The organism is Caulobacter sp. ALps2 (assembly GCF_058681635.1).
Window position 1 is genome coordinate 1,868,183 of the sequence record NZ_CM178743.1, and the last position, 17,607, is coordinate 1,885,789.

Below are 17,607 nucleotides of genomic sequence, written 5' to 3' on the forward strand. Positions count from 1 at the left end.
CGCGCGCTACTTCTTCCGCGGCCGCGGCGGCAGACCCGTGATCGGATCGCGGGGCAGGGGCGCGAAACCCTCGGCGATGAACAGGTCGACGCGGCGCGAACGCTTCTTGTCCAGGCGCACGCGGGCGATCTGCAGGCCGGAGCGCGCCTTGAAGTCCTGCTCGATCTGGGGACGGTAGCCGCCCTCCAGGCTGACGATCAGGGCGCGGCGGCCGTAATCGGCGTCTAGCGGCGTCTCGGCCTCGGCCTGGTTCTGGGCGTAGGCCTCGTGCACCCACATGCGCAGCGGCGGCGCGCCTGGCTGGCCGAAATAGTCGCGGCCGTAATAGGCGGCGGCGTTGTAGACGAAACGGTCGTCCATCGCGACGGCGCTCAAGGGGCCACGCAGGGCCTGCTCCTCGCGCGAGCGCTCGATGATCGCCTGGACGGTCTGGTCCCAGCCGCGCACGCGCTTGAAGCCGTTCGACAGGCCCGTGGCGTCGACGACCTTGGGGCTGATCATGCAGGCGATGAAGAAGGCGGCGAACACGGCCTGGACGGCCAGGCCGGCGATCATCCAGCGACGGGCGTTCCAGCGCAGCAGCCAGCCGGCGGTCAGCACCGAGCCGGCCACGAAGGCCGCCCCGGCCCAATTGGCGTTGGCGCGCGAGACGAAGGCCTCGCCGGCCACGATGATCAGCGGCGGGGCCGAAAAGCAGACCAGCAGCAGGTCGGGCGAGGTCATCTTCTTCTTGACGCCCAGCCAGATCGCGCCGCCCAGCAGCACCGCGAACGGCAGGGGGCCGAACACCCCGAACTGCGAGCCGACGAACTCGATCAGTTCCCGGAAGTTGAACAGCGTGTGGGCGCCCCAGTTGGCGTTCGCGGCCGTGTGCTTGACCGTCGAGAAGTGGTGGCTGGCGTTCCAGGCGAAGTTCGGGGCCAGGGTCAGGACGAAGGTCGTGACGAACAGCACGGCGGCGGCCGGGCACCAGCGCTTGCGGGCCTCCTTCGAGATCACGAAGTGGATGACGATGCTGCCCAGGGCGTAGATCGCCGCGTATTTCGACAGGAAGGCGCAGCCCAGGGCCAGGCCCATGCCGGCGGCGATGAAGTAGCGGCGCGGCGCGGTCTCCTCGGCCAGGGCGACATAGGCCCAGATCGTCAGGGCCAGGAAGAACAGCAGCGGCGCGTCGGTGGCGATCAGACCCGAGGACAAAACCACGCCCGGCATCAGGCTGTAGATCGCCGCGGCGACGAGGCCCGCCCAATGGCCATAGGGGAGGGCGCCGTAGAGCTTGCGGGCGATACGGTGGATCACCAGGGCGGTGGCCCCGTGCAGCAGCGCGGCGGACAGTCGCACCCAGGGCTCGGCGTCGCCCCCGATATGGGTCGTCAGCCAGATCAGCCAGGCGATCATCGGCGGCTTGGAGAAGTAGCCGAAGGCCAGTTCGCGCGACCAAAGCCAGTACTGGGCCTCGTCGGGGTACAGCTCCAGGGGCGTCGTGAACAAGGCGATCAGGCGGAGAATCGTCAGTCCTCCGACCATCAGCAGCGTCAGCCGCCAGGCGCGCGATTCCGCGGAGGACGGGGCGGAAATTTCGGAGGATGGGCTGGCTGATCGCATGACGCCTAATTAGCCAAGTAAGAAAAATTTGACCAATTCTTCCGCGTTAACGGACGTTTATGACAGTTTACGGGATGCCGTGGCCTTTCCGTCACCAAACCTTCTAAAACTTTCGCTAAACGGCCCCAACGACGCTGATCATGCCGGTCCGACGGCAGGCGCGTCGAAAAAATGAGGGGATCCTTCAAATGCGTATGAGAAATTTCGCCCTGGCGACGACCGCCCTGGTCGGTTGCCTGGTCGCCAGCGGCTCGGCCTTCGCCCAGTCGACCGGCTCGCAAGCCAATGAAGTCGAGAACATCGTCGTCACCGCCGCTGGCGCTCGCGCCATCGCCGGCCAGATCGTCGAGACGCTGCCGAAGTCGCGCGCCTCGGTGGACGCCGAGTTCCTGGCTTCGCAATCGACCGGCCAGAACGTCTTCCAATCGCTGAACCTGCTGCCGGGCGTCAGCTTCACCAACAACGACCCGTACGGCTCGTCGGGCGGCAACCTGCGCCTGCGCGGCTTCGACGGTAACCGCGTCTCGGTGACCTTCGACGGCGTGCCGCTGAACGACACCGGCAACTACGCCGTGTACCCGAACCAGCAACTGGACGCCGAACTGATCAGCCGCGCCAGCGTCAACCTGGGCACGACCGACGTCGACAGCCCGACCGCTTCGGCCACCGGCGGCACGATCAACTACGTGACCCGCAAGCCGGGCAACGAGTTCGGCGGCATCGCCACGGCCTCGGTCGGCGAGAACAACTATCGCCGCGGCTTCCTGATGCTGGACTCGGGCGAATTCGGCCCGTGGGGCACCAAGGCCTTCGTCGCCGGCTCGTACCAGAAGTACGACAAGTGGAAGGGCCCGGGCACGCTCGAGAAGAAGCAGTTCAACGCCCGCATCATGCAGGACCTCGGTGACCGCGGCGACTTCATCAGCCTGGCCGCGAACTACAACGAGAACCGCAACAACAACATCCGTTCGATCACGCTGTCGGACTTCCGCAACTTCGGCAAGAACTACGACTTCGACGCGGTCTGTAACCCGGCGGCCGTCAGCGGCGTCGTCGTTCCCGGCAACTGCTCCAACTTCTACGGCCGTCAGGTCAACCCGTCGAACACCGGCAGCCTGCGCGGCTCGGCCCTGTTCCACCTGGCCGACAACGTCCGTCTGACCGTCGACCCCTCGTTCCAGTACGTGCTGGCCGATGGCGGCACCCAGCTGGCGACCATCAGCGAAGGTGACGCCAAGGTCCGCGGCTCGAACGGCGCCGCCAAGGACCTGAACGGCGACGGCGACACCGCCGACACCGTCGCGTTCTTCGCGCCGAGCGTCACCAACACCCGCCGCTACAGCGTCACCAGCTCGCTGATCTGGGACCTGAGCGACAATCACCGCATCCGCGTCGCCTACACCGGCGACTACGGCCGTCACCGTCAGACGGGTGAGTACACCACCCTGAACGCCGATGGCACGACGACCAACGTGTTCGGCGGCAAGGACGGCCAGGGCGCCAAGGTCCTGACCTCGGACGGCAGCTTCCTGCGTGCTCGCGACCGCTTCTCGATCGCTCAGCTGAACCAGGCCGCCGCCGAATACCGCGGCAAGTTCATGGACAACCGCCTGGTCGTGAACCTCGGCGTCCGCGCGCCCTTCTTCAAGCGCGAGCTGAACCAGTACTGCTACACGCAGAACGCCTCGAGCCTGGCCGGCGTGGTCACGGGCTTCAACGTGAACTGCACCACCCAGACCCCGAACGCCGCCGCCGCTGACGGCAGCGTCACCTTCGGCACCTCGGCGACGAAGTTCATCAAGCCGTTCAAGGCCACGGTGAAGTACGACAAGGTGCTGCCGAACGCGGGCGCCAGCTATGACCTGGGCGCTGTCGGCAGCGTCTATGTCAGCTACGCCGAGGGCTTCTCGGCGCCGCGTACCGACAACCTGTACACCGCCACCCTGGTGAACGGCGTGGGCGCCCCGGCCGACACCCAGCCGGAAACGACCAAGACCTACGACCTGGGCTATCGCTACTCGAACCCGACGTTCATGGCGACCGCCGCCGTGTGGAAGACGGACTTCAAGAACCGCATCGTGCAATCGTACGACGCGGACCTGGGCATCAGCATCGACCGCAACGTCGGCGACGTTAAGGGCTATGGCTTCGACTCGCAGGCCGCCTGGGCTCCGGAAGAGTACCTGACGGTGTCGGCCTCGTTCTCGTACAACAAGAGCGAGATCCAGGACGACCTGCGGCTCAACGCCGCTGGCAACACGCTGGCGCTGGAGGGCAAGCAGATCGTCGAGACCCCGAAGTACACCTTCGGTGGCCGCGTCGACTGGGACATCACCGACGCCCTGCACCTGGGCGTGCAAGGCAAGTTCACGGGCGATCGTTTCTCGACCGACGTGAACGACGAAGTGGCTCCGCACTACACCGTGTGGGACATGTCGGTGAAGTACGACCTGCCGTTCGCCAAGCGCACCTACGCTCAGCTGAACGTCAACAACCTGTTCAACGAGACCTACTTCGGTTCGATCAGCTCGCGCACCAACGCGGTCGCGGTCACGGGTTCGAACGCCAGCGCCCCGACCTACTATGTCGGCGCCCCGCGCACCGTGCAGTTCACCCTGCGCACCGAGTTCTAAGAACCCGGCGCTGGAAACAGCCAAGACCAAGAGAAGGGCGGTCCTCACGGGCCGCCCTTTTTCTTTGTCACGTAGGTTTGCTAATGAGGCGGCGCTTGACCTCGCGCCTTCGAGGGGCCATCTGCGCCCCCTTCGTTTTTCACCCCCTTCGGGTTTTCGACCATGACCGTGACCGTTCCCGCCGAGTGGGCTCCCCACCGCGCCATGTGGGTGGGTTTCCCCAGCCACGCCGAGCTGTGGCGGGAAGACCTGGAGCAGGCTCAACAGGAGGTCGCCGACCTCGCCCGCGCCCTGGCCGGTCCGGGCGGCGAGCGCGTGCGCCTGATGGTCGTGGGCGACGAGGCCGAGGCCGCGGCGCGCGCCCTTCTGGGCGACACGACGGTCGAGATCGTGCGGGGGCAGTTCGGCGACATCTGGCTGCGCGACACCGGCCCGATCTTCGTCGACGCCAACGGCGCGGCCTCGGCCGCCGGCTTCCAGTTCAACGGCTGGGGCGGCAAGTACAGCCTGGAGGGCGACGACATCGTCGCCGAGCAGATCGCCGCCGCCTCCGGGGCTCCGCTCGTGCGCAACCCCTTCATCCTGGAAGGCGGAGCCCTGGACCACGACGGCTACGGCGCCGTCCTGACCACGCGCCAGTGCCTGCTGAACGCGAACCGCAACGCCGGCTGGGACGAGGCCTCGGCCACCTCGGCCCTCGCGGACGCCCTGGGCGCCAAGAAGGTGCTGTGGCTGGGCGATGGCCTGCTGAACGACCACACCGACGGCCACGTCGACAACCTGGCCCGCTTCGTGGCGCCGGGCGTGGTGGCCTGCCCGATGGCCTACGGGACCGATGATCCGAACGCGGACGTCTATGCCGAGACCGCCAAGCTGCTGGCCGGCATGACCGACAGCCGCGGCTCTCCGCTGCAGGTCGTCCGCATCCCCTCGCCGGGCAAGATCCTGGACGAGGACGGCGAGCCGATCCCGGCATCGCACATGAACTTCCTGATCGCCAACGAGGCGGTCATCGTGCCGATCTACGCCGAGGAGTCGGGCGCCTTCGCCGTCGAGGTGATCAAGGGCCTATTCCCCGAGCGTCAGGTCATCGGTCTGGCCTCGACCGCCATCCTGACCGGCGGCGGATCGTTCCACTGCATCAGCCAGCAAGAGCCGGAGACCGCCTGATGACCCGCACGCTCAGCGTCGCCGCGATCCAGACCTCGTACGGCATGGATCCGCGGGCCAACATCAAGAAGACCGAACATTTCATCCGTGAAGCGGCCGCCAAGGGCGCGCAGGTCATCTTGCCGTCCGAGCTGTTCCAGGGGCCGTATTTCTGCGTCGCCCAGGAAGAGCGCTGGTTCGCCGAGGCCCATCCGTGGCGCGAGCACCCGGTGGTCAAGGCCATCGCGCCGCTAGCCGGCGAGCTGGGCGTGGTGATCCCGATCTCGATCTACGAGCGCGAGGGCCCGCACTACTTCAACAGCCTGGTCATGGCCGACGCCGACGGCTCGCTGCTGGGCGTCTATCGCAAGAGCCATATCCCCGACGGCCCGGGCTATATGGAGAAGTACTATTTCCGGCCCGGCGACACCGGCTTCAAGGTCTGGGACACGCGTTTCGGCCGCCTGGGCGTCGGCATCTGCTGGGACCAGTGGTACCCCGAGGCCGCCCGCGCCATGGCGCTGATGGGCGCCGAGGCCCTGTTCTATCCGACCGCCATCGGCAGCGAGCCGCATGACCCCAGCCTGGACACCGCCCTGCCGTGGCGTCGGGCGATGCAGGGCCACGCCGTCTCGAACGTCATCCCGGTGATCGGCGCCAACCGTATCGGCTTCGAGCCGTGGGACGGCTATCCGAACGGCGGCCAGACCTTCTACGGCTCGAGCTTCATCGCCGACCATCGGGGCGATCTGGTCAGCGAGCTGGGCCGGGCCGACGAGGGCCTGGTCAACGCGACCTTCGACCTCGACTTCCTGACGACGCACCGCGCCGCCTGGGGCTTCTTCCGCGACCGCCGGCCGGAGCTCTATACGGCCCTGGCCGCCGGCCGCCCGGCTTGATCACCACCGGCCGCCTGGTCTTGCGCCCGGCGGTCGACGCCGACCGGGACGCCATCGCCGCCATGAACGGCGACTCGCGGGTCGGCGCCTGGCTGGGCGGCGTCCGCAACCGCGCCGAGAGCGACGCCTTCGTCGACCGGGTTATGGCGCATGAGCTCCAACACGGCTTCGGCTTCTGGGTGGTCGAGCGCCAGGCCGACGCGCGGGTGGTCGGCATGACCGGCGTCTGGTGGGTTCCGCCCGAGATGAACATGGACCCGGCCGTCGAGATCGGCTGGCGCTTCCATCCCGACGCCTGGGGCCAGGGCTATGCCACCGAGGCGGCCAAGGCGGCGCTGGCCTACGGTTTCGAGGCCCTGAAGCTCGCCGAGATCATCGCCTTCACCGCTCGAACCAACCTCGCCTCGCAGAGCGTCATGCGCCGGATCGGCATGAGCCACGACCCGGTCCGCGACTTCGACCATCCCGGCCTGGCGCAGGATGATCCGCTGCGCCAGCACGTGGTGTTCGTGGCGCGGCCCTAGGCGCCACACCCCTCCGGCGCGCCCTTGGCCTTCGAGGCCTTCACTTCGTCGCGCGCCTTGGCCAGGTCGGCCAGGAACGCTGGATCGTCGTGCAGCCGCGTGACCAGGGCCGAGCCCAGGTAGCGGCCAGCCTCGACGTCGCTCTGGAAGTGGACGCCGCAGATGATGCGGCTGTCACCAAAGGCCTTGCCGCGCGCCAGGATCGGGCTGGCCTTGTCCGGGACCAGCTCGGCGATCACCGAGGCCCAGGCCCAGCCGATCAGGCCGTGGCCGGACGGATACGAGCCGTCCGTATTGATCCAGGCCTCGCGCGGCACGCAGATCGGCGCGGTGTTGCCGACCGGCGGGCGCGGCCGTTGATAGGTCGCCTTGGCCGGCTGGTAGATCTTGGCCGCGTCGTCGGTCATGCGCAGCAGCAGGTTGGCCAGGGTCGGGGTCGCCTCGGCGCTGAGGGTGACGCCGGCCGCGCACGAGAAGCTCTTCATGCCGTTCTTGCCCGAGAGGTCGGCGTCGGCGATGGCCCGGCTCCAGGCATCCGTATTGACCAGCTTGCGGGTCTCGTCGAACTGCGCGCGCTCGGCCTTGCCGCGCGGGCTGTCCGGCGCGGGCGGCGGGCCGACGACGGTCGCCGCGTCGATCGCGCCGGCGGGCAGGTAACCGGGCGGCGGCTTCACCCAGCCGGCCGAGGGCGCGGTGGTGGCGACGACGGCGGGTTTGGCCGCTTGAGGCTTGAACGGATTGGGCAGGCCGTCGGTCGAGCAGCCGGCCAGCGCCAAGCCGCTTAACGCGGCGGCGATCAGCACGGTACGGGTCATGAAATGCGTCCCTGAGGTCATGCCACCACAGAGCGGCGGGAAAATCCCGCGTCAAGCGAAAGCGGATTGACGAGAGGATATGTTATTTCATAACACTCTTCTCGGCCGCTCCCCCGGCCAAGTTTTCAGTCGTCCAGAGACCCCTCATGCTTCGTCGCGTCGCCTTCTCAGCCGCGAGCCTCATCGCGCTCGCCGCCGCCGTTTCCGCCCACGCCGCCGATGCGCCGACCGCGCCCCCGGAAGGCGATCAGGCCAACGCGGTCGACAAGGTCGTCATCACCGCCGCGCCCTACGCCGTGTCGCTGGACACCGTGACCAGCAGCGTCAACGTCATCACCCGCGACAAGCTGGACCTGCTGCCGCCCGCCGGCCTGGGCGACACCCTGAACGGCCAGCCGGGCCTGCGCTCGACCTTCTACGGCCCCGGCGCCAGCCGCCCGGTGATCCGCGGCCTGTCGGGTCCGCGCGTGCTCGTGCTGGAGAACGGCGTCGGCCAGGTCGACGCCTCGTCGCTGTCGCCCGACCACGCGGTGGCCTCCGATCCGGGCGAGGCCTCGCGCATCGAGGTGCTGCGCGGCCCGTCGACCCTGGCCTATGGCGGCTCGGGCATCGGCGGGGTGGTCAACATCATCGACGAGCGCGTGCCCTCCAGCCCGGCCGAGAACGGCTTCGAGGGCCGGATCGCCGGCTCGGCCTCGACCGTCGACGACGGCAAGGCGATCAACGGCTCGGCCAAGTTCGGCAAGGGCCCGCTGGTCTTCGCCATCGACGCCGATCACCGCGAGAGCGACGACTACAAGGTCCCGACCACCCCGGTCTCGGCCCGCCTGGCCAACCGCGACGGCCTGACCTCGGATCCGGACAAGACCGTCAAGAACACCGATGTCGAGGTCGACGCCTATGGCGCCGGCGTCTCCTACGTCCATGACAGCGGCTTCTTCGGCGTGGCGATCAAGAAGACCGACACGACCTACGGCGTGCCCTACCTGCAGATAACGGCGCCGATCGATCCGGACGCGGAAGGCCCGGTCTCGATCCACCTGCAGCAGACCCGCTACGACTTCCGCGGCGAGCAGAACGTCGACCTGGGCCCCATCGCCAAGATCCGCCTGTCGGTCGGCCACGCCAAGTACGAACACGCCGAGGTCTCGGTGGAGGACGGCGAGGTCGGCACCCGCTTCCTGTCGGACGGCACCGAAGGCCGCCTGGAGCTGGTCCAGAAGGAACGCGACGGCTGGCAGGGCGCGGTGGGCTTCCAGGCCCTGGAGCGCCACTTCTCGGCCATCGGCGACGAGGCCTTCGTGCCTTCGACCGACATCAAGGAATACGGCGTCTTCACCTTGCAGCGTCTGGATCGCGGCGTCTGGGGCGTCGACGCGGGCCTGCGCTTCGACTCCCGTGAATTGAAGACCGACTTCACCAGCAAGACGTTCGACAATGTCTCGGCGTCGCTGGGCCTGTTCTACAAGCCGGCTGACAAGCAGTTTGTCGCCCTGGCCCTGTCGCGTAACGGCCGCGCTCCGACCGAGTTCGAGCTGTTCGCCGACGGTCCGCACCCGGGCACCGGCGGTTACGAGGTCGGCGACGCGGACCTGAAGTCCGAGAAGGTCACCTCGCTGGAGGCGACCTATCGCTACACCGGCGATCGCCTGCGCCTGGAAGGCCACCTGTGGGGCGCGTGGTACGACGGCTTCATCGAGGAGGCCCCGACAGGCGCCGTCGAAGACGACCTGCCGGTGTTCCAGTACTTTCAGACCAACGCCAAGTTCCACGGCGCCGAGGCCGAGGCCTCGTACGTGGCCTGGCAAGGCGGCGAGCGGTCGCTGAAGCTGGAAGGCGTCTACGATTGGGTGCGCGGCTCGACCGACTTCGGCGCGCCGGCCCGCATCCCGCCGTGGGCCCTGACCGGCCGGGTGATCTGGAGCGCCCCGCGCCTGAGCGTCCAGACCGAGGTGCGCCGCGTGGCCAGCCAGAACCGGACGGCGACCTTCGAGCTGCCGACCGACGGGTACACCCAGGTCAACGCCATGGTCACCTTCAAGCCGATGGCCGACTCGGGCCTTCGCCTGTTCGTCGACGGCCGCAACCTGACCGACGAGACCATCCGCGAGCACACCTCGTTCCTGAAGGACTTCGCGCCCGCGCCGGGCCGATCGGTCCGCGTCGGCTTCGCCTACCGCTTCTAGCCGATAGCCGACAAGACACACGATCCCCCGCAGCCCCGGGGATCGTGTTGCTCCGGGGCCTGGCCTTTGCTCCCCCTTGCCAGGTCCCGGACACTTCGCCCGGCACGGTCTCCATCAAGCTTAACGGCTCGCGCCGGGGATGAATCCGGGACGCAGGATCCCGCCATGACAGCAGCCCAGATTGCCGCGCTCTCCGGGATCGGCTAGAACGCCGAGCCTTTGCGGTCGTCTTGAAGCGTTCGAGCGTCCGTTTCTAAATTTTGTCGCAGAGCTCTTCATGACCACGTCCCAGTCCGCCGGCGAAATCTCCGGCAACGTCCTGTTCTACAACTCGCCGGAGCCGCTGAACCGCGAGCAGCACGCCAAGCTGGCCCTGGTCCACAAGGACAAGCCGTACGGCTTCGCCGCCGCCGGCACCGCCGTGCCGCTGACCGTTTCGGAATTCGCTCCGGCCGCCCTGACCTTCCCGGTGATCTTCGCCGGCGACGACAAGGTGCCGCTGGCCGTGATGGGCCTGAATCAAGCCGAGAACCTGTTCATCAACGCCGACGGTTCGGTCGAGGCGAACGTCTACATCCCGGCCTATATCCGCCGTTATCCGTTCGTCCTGGCCAATGACGACACCCAAGACCGCCTCATCGTCTGCATCGACGTGGGCTCCGACCTGCTGTCGACCAAGGGCGACACCCCCCTGTTCGACGCCAAGGGCGAGCCGACCGAGTACACCCAGAACTGCATCAAGTTCTGCGACGACTTCGAAGTCGAGCGCCGCCGCACGGACTCGTTCGTCCAGATCCTGAAGGACAACGACCTGTTCGAGCTGAAGAAGGCCATCTTCCAGCCGCAGGACGAAACCGGCGCTCCGGCCGGCGAGCCGGTCACCGTCGCCGAGTACTTCGGCGTCTCGGAAGAGAAGCTGAACACCCTGTCGGCCGAAAAGCTGAAGGAACTGCAGGAAAACGGCGCCCTGGCCCAGATCTACGCGCACCTGGTGTCGCTGCTGGGTTGGGATCGCCTGATCAACAAGACCATGCTGAAGCAGGCCGAAGCCGGGACCCTGAACTAAGGGGCGGCTGACGGTCGAAAGATCGAAGGGCGGCGGGGTTTCGGCTCCGCCGCCTTTTCTTTGCCCGTTGGAGGGGCCGAAACCTCGTCCTGCCGAGACTATCGCGCGAAGATGCTGCGGGTCAGGCACGAGAAGACCAGGCGCCCGGCCTCGTCCAGCAGATCGTGCTGGGCGATGACGATGCCCTTGCCCTCGCCGACCGGGTCCTTGCCCATCACGGTCATGCGGCCGCGCAGCAGCTCGCCGACGGGGGGATTGCGCATCCAGCGCAGGGCGTCGACGCCCACCCGCTTGGTCTGCGGCCAGGCGGCGCTGGCCTCGCCGTCCAGACGGGTCCAGATCGCGAAGACCATGCCGTCCGGGGCGCCGTTCTCGACCGGCCAGCCGGGGGTGAAGGCGGCGATGAAGGCGTCCAGCGCCTTCTCGTCGACGGCCCGCGAGCCCAGGTTCACGACCTGGCCGATCTCGATGTCGTCGAAGGCGGCGGGCATGGGCGGCTCCGGTTGATTCCGCCAGAGAATGGCGAACGTCATTCTCTGCAACGAAAGAACGAGCCTGTTTATCCATTTCGGGTGAATCACCCGAAATGGACAGGCTCTCTCGACTGTCCGTCGCGACTTGGCCATTGTCGAGCCGATATGGGCGGGCCATGTGTTCGTCCGCAGTCGTTTTCCGTCCGGACCCGCGCATGTTCCTCAAGAGAGCCGCCCTCGCCCTGCAAGCCCTGCTGGCGGCGACCTTGCTGGCCGGAGCGGCCGTCGCCGGTCCCGTGGTCAATTCCGGGCACATCGAGTCCGAGCTGATCGCCCAGGAGAGCGGCGTCGCGCCGGGCGGCACGGTCTATGTGGCCCTGCGCCAGAAGATCATTCCCGGCTGGCACACCTACTGGCGCAATCCCGGCGACGCGGGCGAGGCCACCAAGATCGCCTGGACCCTGCCGCGGGGCTGGGCCGCCGGCGACATGGTCTGGCCGACGCCGCAGAAGGCCAAGCTGGGTCCGCTGCTCGACTACGCCTATGAGGGCGAGGTCATCATCCCCGTGCCGATCAGCGCGCCGGCCGACGCCCAGGTCGGGACCACGATCAGCCTGAGCGCCGACGTCGCCTATCTGGTCTGCGAACAGGTCTGCGTGCCCGAGGACGCCAAGCTGACCCTGTTGCTTCCCGTCGTGGCCGGCGCGGCGGGCGCCGATCCCAAGTGGGGATCGGTGATCGCCGACGTCCTGGCCAAGGCCCCCAAGCCCGCCGGCCTGAAGGCGGTGTTCAAGCTGGACGGTACGAGCCTGAAGCTGGCCGTCACCGGCGGTCCGCTGAAGGGCGCCGACATGGCTGGCGCCTATTTCTTCCCGTACTCGCCCAAGGTCATCGAGCACGCCGCCGAACAGGTGATCGAGCGCGGTCCGGAAGGCCTGACCCTGACGCTGAAGCCGGGCTACGACTTCGTCGGCGGCGGAACGCCTCCGGCCGAGCTGCAAGGCGTGATCGCGACCAAGGCCGGCGCCTGGGAGGTCACCGCCACGGCGGGCGAGCCGCCAGCGACCTCCGCGGGTCTGGGCGCGCCGCCGGCCGAGACCGCGCCGGCCACCGGAACTTCGGGCGGGCTCGTCGGCGCCCTGGTCTTCGCGTTCCTGGGCGGGCTGATCCTGAACCTGATGCCGTGTGTCTTCCCGGTGCTGTCGATGAAGGCCGCCAGCCTGGCCGGCCACGCCCATGACGCCGGCAAGGCCCGACTGCAAGGCCTCGTGTTCCTGCTGGGCGTCGTCGCCACCTTCCTCGCGCTGGCCGGCCTGCTGCTGGTCGTGCGAGCCGGCGGCGCGGCGGTGGGCTGGGGCTTCCAGTTGCAGTCGCCGCTGGTCATCGCGGCGTTGGCCCTGCTGATGCTGCTGGTGGCCCTGAACATGTCGGGCGTCTTCGAGATCGGGACCTCGGTGCAGAACGTCGGCTCGGGCGCCTCGGCCCAGGGCGGCGCGACCGGCGCCTTCTTCACCGGCGCCCTGGCCGTGGTGGTCGCCGCCCCCTGCACCGCGCCGTTCATGGCCGGCGCCCTGGGCTACGCCCTGACCCAGCCGCCGGTCATCTCGCTGGCGGTGTTCCTGGCTCTTGCTCTTGGTTTCGCCGCCCCGTTCGTGGCCGTGGCCTTCATCCCGGGCCTCCTGAAGCTGCTACCGCGTCCCGGCGCGTGGATGGACGTGCTGAAGAAGGGCCTGGCCTTCCCGATGTACGGCGCGGCTCTGTGGCTGGTCTGGGTGTTCGCCCAGCAGTCCGGTCCGCTCTCGCTGGCTCATCTGTTGGCCGCCGGCGTGCTGGCCGCCTTCGGGGCTTGGCTCTACGGCCTGGCGCAAGCCCGACGCGCCTCGGGCAGGCCGGCCATGGCCTCGATCCTGGTCGCCCTGGCGGTCCTGGCCCTCGCGGTCACCGTCGCGACCTTCGGCGCCTTGGGCGCCCAGGCGCCGACCGCCGTCGCGTCGACCGAAGCGCCGTCCGGTCCGGGCCTGGCCTCCGAGGTCTGGTCGCCCGAGAAGGTCGCCGAACTCCAGGCCGCCGGCCGTCCGATCCTGGTCGACTTCACCGCCGCCTGGTGCGTGACTTGCCAGGTCAACGAGAAGGTCGCTCTATCGGGCGCCAAGGTCGCCGAGGCCTTCAAGGCCCAGAACGCCGTCTATCTGAAGGCCGACTGGACCAATCGCGATCCGGTCATCGCCAAGGCGCTGGCCGACTTCAAGCGCGTCGGCGTGCCGCTGTACGTGGTCTATCCGAAGAACGGCGGCCAGCCGGTCATCCTGCCCCAGCTGCTGACCGAGGGCCTGGTGATCGAGGCGATCGAGAAGGCGGGGGCGTAAGAGCCTACTTCTTCTTCTCGCCGCCGAACGGCAGCTTGTCCTTGACCTTGTCCAGCGGGGTCTTGGTCACGACGACCGGCGGCGGGATCACCGGAGTCTCGACCTTGATCGGATAGGCGCGCCAGCCGCTCTGGATCAGGGCGCCGAAGCCCTGGCACTTGGGCAGGTAACGGACCATGCCGGTGCGCGGCTTGGCGAACGGCGCGAACTGCATGAGGTTCTGGCGCTTGGGGTCGACGAAGCGCCAGTCGGTCGGCAGGCCATAGCCCTTCTCGCCGCCCAGCCGTACGGCCTGATAGGCCAGGTTGGCCTGGAACGGCGTCACCCCGTAGCGGATCATCGCCCGCAGGAAGATGGCGTCGGCCTCTTCGCGCTTGCCCGGCTCGCCGACCGTGTAGAGCCAGTCGTGGACGATGGCGGCGCGGGCGGTCGGGCCCTGCGGATCGACGAAGCCCTGGCCGTACCAGGGCACGCTGGCGAAGTCGGTGACGTACCAGCGCGGCACCACGATCACCTTGCCCGTCTCGACGTCGCAATAGGGGAACTCGGCGTCCAGGGTGAACAGCTTGCGGCCGTCCTTGGTCTGGTTGAACAGCATGATCGGCTGCGGCGTCAGCGAGCTGGGCGGCACGGGCGTGACGACGGGCACGAAGACGGTCGTGTTCGTCTCGGTCGCGCAGGCGGCGAGGAGCAGGCCGGAGCCGATGACGGCGGCGAGGATCTTGGTGCGGGACATCGAGCAAGGAGAGAAGGGGAGGGTGCGGACGTTCTGGGCGTCGAGCTCTCTTGGATCAAGCAAGAATGGCGAAGTTTCGACGCGTGCGCGGATTGGTCCTGCGACCGTTTCGCAAACCCGCGATCCGTGAGATGGTCTCCGGCGGGGGAGCTTTCTGGTCTGGAGAACCGACATGTCGATCACTCGCCGCCTCGTCGCCAGTCTTCCTTTCTTGGCAGGTCTGCCCCTGACCGCGCTCGTCCCGACCTTGGCGCACGCCAAGCCCGCGCCCGAGTTCACCGCCGTCGACGCCGACGGCAAGCCTCGCTCGCTGTCGGAATTCCGCGGCAAGACCGTGGTGCTGGAGTGGGTCAACGAAGGCTGTCCCTATGTGAAGAAGCACTATTCCGGAAACATGCAGGGCCTGCAGCAGGCGGCGCGCGCCGATGGTGTCGTGTGGCTGACCATCGCCTCGTCCGCTCCCGGCAAGCAGGGCCATTTCCCGGACGGCGCCGCCGCCAAGACCTGGATGGACAGCAAGGGCGCCAAGCCGACGGCGCTGCTGCTGGATTCCGACAACAAGGTCGCCACGCTCTACAAGGCCAAGACCACGCCGCACATGTTCGTCATCGATAAGACCGGCGCGGTCGTCTACGAGGGCGCTATCGACGACACCCCGACCAGCAAGGTCGAGGACCTGAAGACCGCCAAGAACCTGGTCGCCGCGGCCCTGTCCGACGTCAAGGCCGGCCGCGAGGTCGCGACGCCGTTCGCCGCGCCCTATGGCTGCGCGGTGAAATACAAGGACGCCTAGGCCGCGGGCCGCGGCGGCGCGGTGATCACTTCGACATTGTCGTTCAGCAGATAGACCATGTCGCGCAGGGCCAGGTCCTGGGCCTTGATCGTCGTGGCCGCGCCGACGGCGGTCAGCTTCTCGGGCAAGTCCTGGCTGATGCCGCGCAGGATGCACTTGAGGTCGTCGACCGCGCCGCGTTCCTTCAGGGTCACGTGGCCCTTCATGTCGAGGGCCGACAGCTCGCCGATCTTGCCGGAGAAGACATCGAAGGCCTTCAAGGTCGCCGCCTCGCCGGCCGGGTCGGCCTTGGCCAGCTGGGCGCGGTAGGCTTCGGTCTGGGCCTTGAGCTGCTTGGCGCGCTTGACGATGTCGAGGAACAAAGGCTCGCCGGCCACGGATCGCGGCACGGCAGGCGTTTGCATGACCGCCGGCGCGGGCCCCGCGGCCTGCCCCGGATTGAACGAAGCCATCCAGAGCATGGCGGAAAAGGCGACGGCGTCACAGGACATGGGGACTCCCGCAAAAAACGTCATTGGTCTGCCATGACGCGGCGGCGGGTGTTTGATAAGCCCCGTTCCGTAAACAGCGATTTACCACGTTCGAAAGAAGGACTGCTCATGGCCGATCTCGACACCGCCTGGAACCGCCTGGAAGCCGCCGCCAAGGTCGCGGGCGAAAAGCGCATTGTCGAGTTCTTCGATGCCGAGCCGGGCCGCCTTGACGCCCTGACCCTGGACGTCGCCGGCCTGCACCTGGATCTGTCGAAGCAGGCCTGGGACGAGGCCGGCCTGGAAGCCGCGCTCGACCTGGCCCACGCCGCCGATGTCGAAGGCGCCCGGGCCCGGATGTTCGGCGGCGAGGCGATCAATTCCTCCGAGGGCCGCGCTGTCCTGCACACGGCCCTGCGCGCGCCTGCCCCAGGTTCTTCTGGAGAGGGCGACTTCAAGGCCCTGGGCCAGCCGGTGATGGTCGATGTCGACGCCGTCCGCCAGCGGATGAAGGCCTTCGCCGACGCGGTCCGCTCGGGTCGGATCAAGGGCGCGACCGGCAAGCCGTTCAAGGCCATCCTGCACATCGGCATCGGCGGCAGCGACCTGGGCCCCCGCCTGCTGTGGGACGCCCTGCGCCCCGTGAAGACCTCGATCGACCTGCGTTTCATCGCCAATGTCGATGGCGCCGAGTTCGCCCTGACCACGGCCGACATGGACCCGGAAGAGACCCTGGTCATCGTCGTCTCCAAGACCTTCACGACGCAAGAGACCCTGGCCAATGCCGGCGCCGCCCGGGCCTGGCTGGTCGAGGCCCTGGGTGAGCAGGGCGCCAATCAGCACCTGGCCGCCATCTCGACCGCCCTGGACAAGACCGCCGCCTTCGGCGTGCCGGACGAGCGGGTGTTCGGCTTCTGGGACTGGGTCGGCGGCCGGTATTCTTTGTGGTCCTCCGTGAGTCTCTCCGTGGCTGTCGCCGCGGGTTGGGACGCCTTCCAGGGCTTCCTGGACGGTGGCGCGGCCATGGACGAGCACTTCCGCGCGGCGCCGCTGGAGAAGAACGCGCCGGTGCTGGTCGCCCTGGCCCAGATCTTCAACCGTAACGGCCTGGACCGCCGCGCCCGCTCGGTCGTTCCGTACTCGCACCGTCTGCGCCGCCTGGCCTCGTTCCTCCAGCAGCTGGAGATGGAGAGCAACGGCAAGTCGGTCGGTCCGAACGGCCAGCCCGCCGCCCGAGGCACGGCGACGGTGGTGTTCGGCGACGAGGGCACCAACGTCCAGCACGCCTACTTCCAGTGCATGCACCAGGGCACGGACATCACCCCGATGGAGCTGATCGGCGTCGCCAAGTCGGACGAGGGCCCGGCCGGCATGCACGAGAAGCTCCTCTCCAACCTGTTGGCCCAGGCCGAGGCCTTCATGGTCGGCCGCTCGACCGAAGATGTGGTCGCCGAGCTGCGGGGCAAGGGCGTCTCCGAGGCAGAGATCGCGACCCTGGCGCCCCAGCGCGCCTTCGCCGGCAATCGCCCCTCGACCCTGGTGGTCCTGGAGCGCCTGACGCCGCGAACCTTCGGCGCCCTGATCGCCCTTTATGAGCACAAGACCTTCGTCGAGGGCGTGATCTGGGGGATCAACAGCTTCGACCAGTGGGGCGTCGAGCTGGGCAAGGTGATGGCGAACCGCATCCTGCCCGAACTCGAGAGCGGCGCGACGGGCCAGCATGACCCGTCGACGAGCGCGCTGATTGCTCGCCTGAAGAAGTAGTCCAGTCTGGTCCCTCCCCCTCGATGGGGGAGGGTAGGGTGGGGGTGATGCGGCGTCGGATGCCGCGCACGACGTCCAACTCAGCAGGTCACCCCCATCCCCGACCCTTCCCCCATCAAGGGGGAAGG

General features: G+C 68.1%; 14 protein-coding genes. 9 read left to right on the forward strand and 5 right to left on the reverse strand.

The window, feature by feature from the left end:
• Positions 1-6 precede the first annotated feature (6 nt).
• On the reverse strand, positions 7-1,605 hold the full coding sequence (locus tag ACW173_RS08940; protein ID WP_492084684.1) for an ArnT family glycosyltransferase: 1,599 nt from the start codon (positions 1,603-1,605) through the stop codon (positions 7-9).
• Positions 1,606-1,793: 188 nt separating this feature from the next.
• Here ACW173_RS08940 and ACW173_RS08945 point away from each other — a divergent pair, with 188 nt between their 5' ends.
• From ACW173_RS08945 to ACW173_RS08960, 4 genes are all read left to right on the forward strand, one after another.
• Entirely contained in the window at positions 1,794-4,238 is a 2,445-nt protein-coding gene (locus ACW173_RS08945) for a TonB-dependent receptor (RefSeq protein ID WP_492084686.1), read from the forward strand.
• A gap of 162 nt (positions 4,239-4,400) precedes the next feature.
• Positions 4,401-5,408: an agmatine deiminase family protein gene (locus tag ACW173_RS08950; RefSeq protein WP_492084688.1), complete on the forward strand. Its 1,008-nt coding sequence runs from the start codon at positions 4,401-4,403 to the stop codon at positions 5,406-5,408.
• Positions 5,408-6,286, forward strand: coding sequence for an N-carbamoylputrescine amidase (gene aguB, locus ACW173_RS08955; RefSeq protein WP_492084690.1), 879 nt, complete (start codon positions 5,408-5,410; stop codon positions 6,284-6,286). The genes ACW173_RS08950 and aguB overlap by 1 nt, the downstream gene beginning before the upstream one ends.
• Positions 6,283-6,810 carry a GNAT family N-acetyltransferase gene (locus tag ACW173_RS08960; RefSeq protein WP_492084692.1) on the forward strand — a complete coding sequence of 176 codons (528 nt, stop codon included), beginning with the start codon at positions 6,283-6,285 and terminating at the stop codon, positions 6,808-6,810. The genes aguB and ACW173_RS08960 overlap by 4 nt, the downstream gene beginning before the upstream one ends.
• Here ACW173_RS08960 and ACW173_RS08965 read toward each other — a convergent pair.
• Positions 6,807-7,625 (reverse strand): acid phosphatase, encoded by an 819-nt coding sequence (locus ACW173_RS08965; RefSeq protein ID WP_492084694.1) that lies wholly within the window; start codon positions 7,623-7,625, stop codon positions 6,807-6,809. The genes ACW173_RS08960 and ACW173_RS08965 overlap by 4 nt on opposite strands.
• Positions 7,626-7,771: 146 nt before the next feature.
• Between ACW173_RS08965 and ACW173_RS08970 the strand changes: the two genes are divergently transcribed.
• Both ACW173_RS08970 and ACW173_RS08975 read left to right on the forward strand, forming a co-directional pair.
• A complete protein-coding gene (locus tag ACW173_RS08970; RefSeq protein WP_492084696.1) occupies positions 7,772-9,811 on the forward strand; it encodes a TonB-dependent receptor in 2,040 nt (679 codons plus the stop codon).
• 277 nt (positions 9,812-10,088) lie between these two features.
• Entirely contained in the window at positions 10,089-10,877 is a 789-nt protein-coding gene (locus tag ACW173_RS08975; protein ID WP_492084698.1) for a SapC family protein, read from the forward strand.
• 98 nt (positions 10,878-10,975) lie between these two features.
• Here the strand turns inward: ACW173_RS08975 and ACW173_RS08980 are convergent, their stop codons facing one another.
• The gene (locus ACW173_RS08980) at positions 10,976-11,368 is read right to left on the reverse strand and encodes a hotdog family protein (RefSeq protein WP_492084700.1); all 393 of its coding nucleotides are present in this window, start codon (positions 11,366-11,368) and stop codon (positions 10,976-10,978) included.
• 197 nt (positions 11,369-11,565) lie between these two features.
• Here ACW173_RS08980 and ACW173_RS08985 point away from each other — a divergent pair, with 197 nt between their 5' ends.
• A complete protein-coding gene (locus ACW173_RS08985) occupies positions 11,566-13,716 on the forward strand; it encodes a protein-disulfide reductase DsbD family protein (RefSeq protein ID WP_492084701.1) in 2,151 nt (716 codons plus the stop codon).
• 4 nt (positions 13,717-13,720) lie between these two features.
• On the opposite strand, the gene ACW173_RS08990 is transcribed toward ACW173_RS08985, so the two are convergent.
• Positions 13,721-14,452: a DUF1353 domain-containing protein gene (locus ACW173_RS08990; protein WP_492084703.1), complete on the reverse strand. Its 732-nt coding sequence runs from the start codon at positions 14,450-14,452 to the stop codon at positions 13,721-13,723.
• A gap of 172 nt (positions 14,453-14,624) precedes the next feature.
• On the opposite strand from ACW173_RS08990, the gene ACW173_RS08995 reads away from it, so the two are divergent.
• On the forward strand, positions 14,625-15,245 hold the full coding sequence (locus ACW173_RS08995) for a thioredoxin family protein (RefSeq protein WP_492084705.1): 621 nt from the start codon (positions 14,625-14,627) through the stop codon (positions 15,243-15,245).
• Here ACW173_RS08995 and ACW173_RS09000 read toward each other — a convergent pair.
• Positions 15,242-15,736 carry a hypothetical protein gene (locus ACW173_RS09000; protein ID WP_492084707.1) on the reverse strand — a complete coding sequence of 165 codons (495 nt, stop codon included), beginning with the start codon at positions 15,734-15,736 and terminating at the stop codon, positions 15,242-15,244. The genes ACW173_RS08995 and ACW173_RS09000 overlap by 4 nt on opposite strands.
• Positions 15,737-15,844: 108 nt before the next feature.
• On the opposite strand from ACW173_RS09000, the gene pgi reads away from it, so the two are divergent.
• Positions 15,845-17,479, forward strand: a complete 1,635-nt coding sequence (gene pgi, locus ACW173_RS09005; RefSeq protein ID WP_492084709.1) for a glucose-6-phosphate isomerase — start codon at positions 15,845-15,847, stop codon at positions 17,477-17,479.
• Positions 17,480-17,607 lie beyond the last annotated feature (128 nt).